Here is an 8030-nt window from a genome sequence, read left to right as displayed (position 1 = left end):
CGCCGGGTAAGCCTTTGCGGGACACGCTACGAGTTCATCCATGAACGCTCGGCTGTGGCCATCCATGGCCACAGACGGTCCCGCAAAGGCTTACCCGGCGTCAGCGCCTTCGCATCCAACTGAAATACTTCGTAGCCGGCGGCAGCAAGTTGTTGTCGTTCGGGAGTTTGAGATTTACCCATGTCTGATCTGGAAAACCGCCGCGAGCGGCTGGAATTCAACAAGCTGCAAAAGCGCCTGCGCCGCAATGTGGGCAAGGCGATCGCTGACTTCAATATGATTGAAGAGGGCGACAAGGTGATGGTGTGCCTGTCTGGCGGTAAGGATTCCTACGCGATGCTGGAAATCCTGATGAACCTGCAGAAGACGGCACCGGTGCACTTTGAGCTGGTGGCGGTGAATATGGATCAGAAGCAGCCGGGTTTCCCGGAGCACATCCTGCCGGAGTACCTGCAGTCTGTGGGGGTGCCTTATCACATTGTGAACAAGGACACTTACAGTGTGGTGAAAGAGGTGGTGCCGGAAGGGAAGACGACCTGTGGTCTCTGCTCCCGCCTGCGTCGCGGTACGCTGTACGGCTTCGCGGAGGAGATCGGTGCGACCAAGGTTGCGCTGGGCCACCACAAGGACGATATCGTTGAGACGCTGTTCCTGAATATGTTTTACGGTGGCCGCCTGAAGGCGATGCCGCCGAAGCTGCGTGCCGATGATGGGCGCAATATTGTGATTCGTCCGCTGGCTTATTGCCGCGAGTCGGATCTGGTGGCGTTTGCGGAGCACAAGAATTTCCCGATTATTCCGTGCAACCTGTGCGGTAGTCAGGAGAACCTGCAGCGTCAGGCGATCAAGGGCATGTTGAACGATTGGGACAAGAAATTCCCCGGGCGCAGCGATAATATTTTTGCCGCGCTCACCCGGGTTTCTCCGTCACAGCTGGCGGACCGGGATCTGTATGATTTCGAGAGTCTGGAACTCGACCGCTCTAAACCCGCGCCTGAGGTGGACGCGCGTTCGATCGAGCAGTCGGTGGATTCTTGGATTCCCGAAGATGCCCGTGAGGAGGAGACGGTTCAGGCTGCCCAGCCGATGTATATCGAGGCGCGGAATCTGTAGATTCCTCTTCGATAAGCAGTGTATCGTTCTTCACAGCCGTGGCATTTGCCGCGGCTGTTTCGTTTTCGGCGGATGATGCGGGGCTGGGATTTTTGTCCGGCTTGATCAGTGCGCTGTAGCTTTCGACAAAATCCCGCAATCGGGCGCTGGGGCCGTGGTGGAAATGCTTTTTCCACAGGCGTGCCATTTTCGGCAGGTTTTCACTTTCCACCGTTTCGACACCGGCAGCGCGGTAGATCAGCCAGGCGATAGCGGTGGCGTAGCGCAGGTTGGTGGCGAGTTCTGCGTGGGGGTGTTGCAGGAAATCCCGTTGGCTGGCGAGCCCGCGGACTTTGGAAGCGAGTGCTGGGAAATTGATCAGGTACTTGTCCCAGATCTGTCGATGGGTGCTGGGGAGTATCTGGAAGATGCCCATACCGTGGCGATGCCCGGTCTTGAGGTGGAACCCCAGCTCGGACTCCTGTGCGGCGGTTCCCAGTAGAAGGGCTTCCATCCCCGGGGACCAGGCGCGCAACTGTTTTAGCGTGGGACGAACCACTAGTAGACGCAGCTCGTCGAGACAAATACCCATAGTGTTTTGATATTCCCTTACTGCTCAGTGTGAAAATGCCGCTCCCTGGCATTTTCGAATGTATGCTTTAGCGCAACTTACACCCTTGGTTTAGTTTGCCGATTGAGCTCTCGCCAGCAAATGGGTAGATTTACGCGCAATAAAGACCAATAACGACGGATTCAGCCTATTCTTTCGCCAAAGGAGGCTTTGTCTGCCAATTCTGACGGGGAATCCCACATGTCCGGACAATGGCTTGTCGCCCTTACATTCATCGCGTATCTCGCGTTGATTCTTGCCATCGGTGTTTACGCCTACCAGCGCACCAAAAATGCCAGTGATTACTTTCTCGGCGGCCGCTCTTTGCCGCCAGCGGTAGCGGCGCTCAGTGCCGGGGCCTCGGACATGAGCGGCTGGTTGTTGCTCGGGTTGCCGGGGGCGGCCTATGCGTCCGGTCTGTCCTCTGCCTGGATTGCGATCGGGCTGTTCAGTGGGATCGTTCTGAGCTGGACAACCATGGCGCGGCGTCTGCGGATCTACACCTATGCACTGGATGATGCACTCACCGTGCCGGCGTATCTGCACCGGCGGTTTAATCTTGAGCACCCCTACCTGCGCACAGTTTGCGCGATATTCATCCTGCTGTTTTTCCTGTTCTATGTGGCTTCGGGACTGATCGCCGGCGGTAAGCTGTTTGAGACGGTATTTGGTTGGGATTATCAGTGGGCGGTAGTGATAGGCGCCATCGCGGTGATTTCCTACACTCTGTTCGGCGGCTTCCTCGCGGTCAGTTGGACAGATGTATTCCAGGGGTTGCTGATGAGTCTGGCACTGGTAATCGTGCCGGTGATGGTGATTTCCGATGAGGGTGGTCTGGGCAATGCCGTAAACCTGATGCGGGAGCAGCACCCGGAATTGATGCACTGGATGAGCGACAGTACCGGAGCCACCTTGGGAGTCGCTGCCATATTGAGTTCACTGGCCTGGGGCCTCGGGTACTTCGGACAGCCGCATATCCTCGCGCGTTTCAAGGCCCTGCGGCACCCCGATGACATGCCTGCCGCCGCCACTGTGGCTGCGGTGTGGTCTCTGGCGGGCTTTCTTGGCGCTATGTGTGTCGGTTTGTTTGGCCACCTGGAACTGGCCCAGACACTGCCGGATGGCGAACGCATCTTCATGGCCCTGGTGGAATCCCTGTTCCACCCCCTCGTTGCAGGTATCCTGCTCGCGGCCATTCTGTCTGCGATCATGAGTACCGCGGATTCCCAGTTGCTGGTTTCGTCCGCCGCGTTGGCGGAGGATATCTATCACGTCTGGTTCGGTAAGAAAGTCACCTCCGAGAGCCTGGTGAATGTCGGGCGCTGGGCCGTGGTGGCACTGTCGCTGATTGCAGTGGGTGTGGCGATGGATCCGGACTCCAAGGTGCTGGATGTGGTGGCTTACGCTTGGGCCGGTTTGGGTGCGGCGTTTGGACCGACGATACTGATCAGCCTCTACTGGTCGCGGATGACCGGCACCGGCGCCATCGCAGGGGTGCTGGTCGGGGGTATAACCGTATTGGTATGGAAACAGCTTTCGGGTGGTATCTTTGATATATACGAGCTGTTACCGGGCTTTGTGCTCTCCGCAGCTGCTATTGTTTTAGTAAGTGCTTTGACGCATTGCCCCGAGGAAATATCAACGCGCCACCGTCAGTTACTTGGGCAAAAGCAGTAATCGATCAGAGCACGCGCACAGGAATGTGCGTCTGACCGGTGGTGCCTGTGGTTGGAGTATAGAGAGTGATCGAAGTACACCTCGGTGATATCACTCGGTTGCACGTGGATGTAATCGTCAATGCAGCCAACCAGAGGCTCCAGGGTGGTGGCGGAGTCGATGGCGCTATCCATCGCGCCGCAGGTCCGGAATTGCTGGAAGCCTGTCGTCGTATCGGCGGCTGTCCGGTAGGGGATGTGCGATCCACACCGGGCTACCGTCTGCCGGTCAAGCGTATATACCATACGGTCGGGCCGGTTTGGCGCGGTGGAAATCTGGGCGAGCCTGAGCTGCTCGCCGGGTGTTACCGTCAATGTCTGGCGCTGGCGCGCCGCGATAATTTCCATTCCATTGCCTTCCCCGCCATCAGCTGTGGCGTTTACGACTACCCTCCGGAGCTTGCTGTAGAAATTGCTGTAGATCAGGTGCAAAACCATCTCGATAGGGACGATGGCCCGCGCCATGTAATTTTCTGTTGTATCGACGATGATATGGCCGAGCTGTACAGGATGCAGCTGGACGCCTGCGTGCGACGATAGCTGGTAAACCATCTGGAATGGCGCGGGCTGACTCCGGTCGGCCCGCGCCGCTTGTCGCTTTTTCTACACGCCTCTCCGCGATATTTTTCCTTTTCCTTCGCCACACACCACTAATCCGATGCCGATATTTCCATGGCAGAGGACTCCAGACGCCAGTGTTTTCCCGATTGCCCGGCAGGCCGTGTATGAGTTGCTATCCTCTCGTAACTGAAACCGTACGGTTACACGGTAAAAATAGGTAAGAATAAAGACAACCGGGAGCTCCCATGCGAAAGCCTTCGCACACTTCAACATCCAAAAAGCGTGTATTGATACTGGGTATCGGCAATTTGCTGTGGGCCGATGAAGGTTTTGGTGTGCGCTGCGTTGAACACATGCATGCAGTCTGCGACTTTTCTCGCTGCAATGCCGAAGTCACCCTGATGGATGGTGGCACGCAGTGCATTTACCTGATGCACCATATCCAGCAGGCCGATGCACTTATTGTGTTCGATGCAGTGGACTACGGCCTCGAGCCCGGCACCATAAAACTGGTGCGCGATGACGAGGTGCCGCAGTTTCTAGGTGCCAAGCAGATGAGCCTACACCAGACTGGGTTCCAAGATGTACTGGCTATCGCCCAGCTTACCGGTCATTACCCGCGGGAAATTCTGCTGATTGGTGCACAGCCACAACAGTTGGAAGAATTTGGCGGCGGCCTGACCCCCATCGTAAAAAACTGCATAGAGCCCGCGGTTGAAGCTGCGCTCGCATTCCTTGTGTTGCGCGGGATCAAGCCCGTGCTGCGCCGCGATGCAATGGAGTCCCTGCTGGCGCTGCCGTGCTCCCAGGATACGATTGACGACGGCGGTTCTGAGGAACCCTTCTCCTACCGGAATGGAGACACCCGATTTTTTCCTTCGCGGAGTTTCCAGCGAGGTTGAAACTCCCCTGACATTCCGCGTTGGCTCTCAGGAAAATACCAAGCTTTCGCCTTCTCTGTGCAATCATTGCCAGAATTGAAACTTTACCTCTCCTGATAAGGTACTTCCGTACCAGTCAGGAGAGGGTTCCCAGATATTTCCCGAATTTTTTCCAATATTTGGAATTATTCCCCCTGTCCGGCTTTGCGGGTATCTACTCTTCTTTTAGAATTCTTCCCTTATGGATTTACGCAGATATTTCATTCTCTGATCTGCGTTTGGAAAGGGATATTTCATGCATATTTACGTTGAAAATCAACGCGGTGAGCGCTTTCTGGTCAGTGAAGGCTGGTCCTCGTCACCGACTGTTTTTGACAATGACTTTTCCGCGGATCTGCTCGCGACCTTCCCCCCCGCAGTACTTGACCAGATTTTTGATCGCTTTCTCGCCCACGGTGCCCTAGTCACTTCGTTCGGCCACGCCGAAGTAACACAGGATCTGTTGCATACCCAGCAGTTCCCGGGCTTACCGGCACACTTCTCCCGCGACCATATTGAGGTCTACACCGCGGTACGCCAGCGCAGAATATTGGTCGAAGAGGCCCCCCTGGGTGAGCCAGTACTGGATGAGCGACAGACCAGCCTGCGCAGCCGTATCCGAATGGCCCTGCAGAAGATTATTGCCGAGGAACGTGCAGAAGCGGCGCGTATTGACGCCGTACACCAGAAGCGCAACGAGCTTGAAAAGCTGGGCGCCCAGGTGAGCCAGGTGGCCAAAGGGCTGGGGCAGGCCGGATGGGACCTGGTGGTGTGGACCAAAGATATCGCCGAAGTGGCATTACTGGTCAACCCGATCCGCATGCAAACCCAGCTGGCGAGCGCTACCTACGATTACTATGCACACGATAAAAGCTTTGAAGACTCATCCCGTGAATATATGGGAAAAGTTAAAAAAGAAATTGTCGACGTACTCGGGTTCGATCCGAGCACCATTACGGTAGAGCAACTGGAACAGGCGTTCGAAGTCGCACACTTGGTCTATGACGACGATGGCCTGCGCAGTGACATTTCCCGGTTTGCCAAGGATTACGTCAAGGCCCAGCACAGCCTGGAGATTTCAGAGTTTGCCGGCGGCGGTGTATTTGAAATTATTCTCACCATCGTACTGGCCGCGTTTACTGGCGGCGTCGGTGGTGCCGCAGCCATGGCCAAAAATGCGCGCTTGATGTTCCGCTTCAAGGATGTGGGCGATCTGATTCTGGATTTTGCCAAGTACCAGAAGCAACGCCGACGCCTGAGTAAGACCCGCGGTGCAAAATCGGAAGGCACCTCTTTCAAAACCCTGAAATCCGAAGAAGTATCGGTACCCCAGTCTCCGGCCTCAGATGCCCCCGCATCGAAACCTGCGGGCGCTAAAAAAGCCAAGGAAAATGACAAGGGCGCTAAGGATAAAGACGCCGAAAAGAAATCCAAACCGACTAACGCGAAAGACCGCTCGAACGAAGACACCGGTGTAAACGGTGACGGCAAGGCAACCCAGTGCAACGGCAAAGCCTGTGAAAGTGGCGAGCCGATTAACCTGAAAACCGGTGAGGAACGCCTGACTCTGGTGGACGCCGTGCTGGATGGTCCGCTGCCGCTTACTGTCGCCCGAACTTACCGTAGCAGTAACCACACAGATTCCGGTCTGGGTGTGGGCTGGTCCCATACCCTCGGTGAAAAACTGGTGGTGCAGAAGGGAAAAGGCATTGTCGAGTTGCACGATGCCGAGGGCCGGCGGATATCACTGCCGCTGCCCGGAGAGAGTGATCGCAGCCACAATGTGGTGGAGCAGCTGAGTGTTACCCGCCACGCGGAAGATCACTGGGTAATATCTCCTTACGGAGCGCCCGAGGGCGTACAGAAACATTTTCGCCTTCAGGAGTCGGGGCAGGGCGCCCTCCTGCTTTCGGAAATTCGCGACGGTTACGACAACTTTCATCGCTTCCACTATGCACATGGCCAGCTGATCTGTGTGGAAAGCAGCCTCGGTGAGGCGCTGCATATTACCCCTGCGGGTAAGCGAATTGGCGAACTGAAAAAGGAGACCCGGGACGGTCGCCTGACAAGCCTGGCCAGTTACGCATACAGCGAGCAGGGCGATCTGGTGCGGGCCACCGATGCCGACGGTCACAGTGAAGAGTACGCCTATCAAGGACACCTGATCAGCCAGCGTACCCTCAAGTCTGGTTATCGCTTCCACTTCCAATGGGATGACACCGGTCCCGGTGCGCGCTGCCTTCGTCAGTGGGGTGACCCCATCGACGGTCAGGCGACTTATGATTATTCCTTTGTGTGGGACGAAGACGGCAATGGAGTTGCGGCTACCGACACACGAGGCGGTACCGAGCGATACCGCTTCAATGAGCGCGGGCTGCCGATTTATTACCGGAATGCGGAAGGTGGCGAGACCCTCTATACCTACAATGCATTGGGACAGCCGCTGTCTATCCAGCTACCCGCGGAAACCGGTATTACCCGCGAGGAGCACTACGAGTACGATAGTCGCGGCCGCCTGATCCGCAAAACCGACGCAGCTGGCGGCGAGCAACATATCGAGTACTCCCCCGCGGGGCTCCCTGCGAAAATTACCGACGCCGCCGGACGCAGCTGGCAGCGTGAGTACAACGCAAGCGGCCAGGTTGTCGCCACCATCGATCCACTGGGCAATACCACCCGCTACAGCTACAACCCGATCGGACTGGTGGGCAGTGTTACCGATCCGCTCGACAATACCACCCGCTACCTGTGGAATCCGCAGGGGAAGCTATCTGCGGTACAGGACCCGGAAGGCCGTGCCACCCACTACAAGTACGATATCCAGCAGCGACTGGTGGAAGTGCAGCAGGGAGCCGACCTGCGTACCGGCTACGAATACGACGCTCAGGATCGTATCAGCGCAATCATCAATCCGGATGGTGCGCGCACCGAATACCGCTATAACCCTCAGGGACTGGTTGCAGAAATTATCGATCCCGAGGGTCGCAGCACCCGTTACAGCTATGATGGCCTGAGCCAGGTCAAGTCGCGCACCAATCCCGACGGCAGCGAGCTGAAATACCTGTATGACGGCGAGCGCAACCTGGTAGGCCTGATCAATGAAAAGGGTGAGCGCTATCAGCTGAAGTACGA

Annotated in this window: 5 protein-coding genes; all 5 read left to right on the top strand. The window is 56.6% G+C overall.

Annotation, left to right across the window (positions count from 1 at the left end):
• Window positions 1–180 precede the first annotated feature (180 nt).
• A complete protein-coding gene (gene ttcA, locus B4U49_RS02290) occupies window positions 181–1113 on the top strand; it encodes a tRNA 2-thiocytidine(32) synthetase TtcA (protein WP_078082963.1) in 933 nt (310 codons plus the stop codon).
• A gap of 790 nt (window positions 1114–1903) precedes the next feature.
• Window positions 1904–3379 (top strand): sodium/proline symporter PutP, encoded by a 1476-nt coding sequence (putP, locus tag B4U49_RS02280; protein ID WP_078082962.1) that lies wholly within the window; start codon window positions 1904–1906, stop codon window positions 3377–3379.
• Between the two features lie 65 nt (window positions 3380–3444).
• Entirely contained in the window at window positions 3445–3957 is a 513-nt protein-coding gene (locus B4U49_RS02275) for a macro domain-containing protein (RefSeq protein WP_078082961.1), read from the top strand.
• A gap of 266 nt (window positions 3958–4223) precedes the next feature.
• A complete protein-coding gene (locus B4U49_RS02270) occupies window positions 4224–4880 on the top strand; it encodes a HyaD/HybD family hydrogenase maturation endopeptidase (protein ID WP_078082960.1) in 657 nt (218 codons plus the stop codon).
• Between the two features lie 274 nt (window positions 4881–5154).
• Window positions 5155–8030 (top strand): DUF6531 domain-containing protein (locus B4U49_RS02265; protein ID WP_143735484.1); only part of this gene is annotated, 2876 nt, incomplete at its 3' end.

It is taken from the genome of Microbulbifer mangrovi (genome assembly GCF_002009015.1).
Lineage (GTDB): Bacteria > Pseudomonadota > Gammaproteobacteria > Pseudomonadales > Cellvibrionaceae > Microbulbifer > Microbulbifer mangrovi.
The sequence above is the reverse complement of the archived record's forward strand: the minus strand, read 5'-3'. Positions and strand labels throughout refer to the sequence as shown.

What these genes read in the sequence shown, in the direction of transcription:
- B4U49_RS02270 (WP_078082960.1), top strand. Translation starts at nt 4,224, where the DNA reads ATGCGAAAGCCTTCGCACACTTCAACATCCAAAAAGCGTGTATTGATA.
- ttcA (WP_078082963.1), top strand. Translation starts at nt 181, where the DNA reads ATGTCTGATCTGGAAAACCGCCGCGAGCGGCTGGAATTCAACAAGCTG.
- putP (WP_078082962.1), top strand. Translation starts at nt 1,904, where the DNA reads ATGTCCGGACAATGGCTTGTCGCCCTTACATTCATCGCGTATCTCGCG.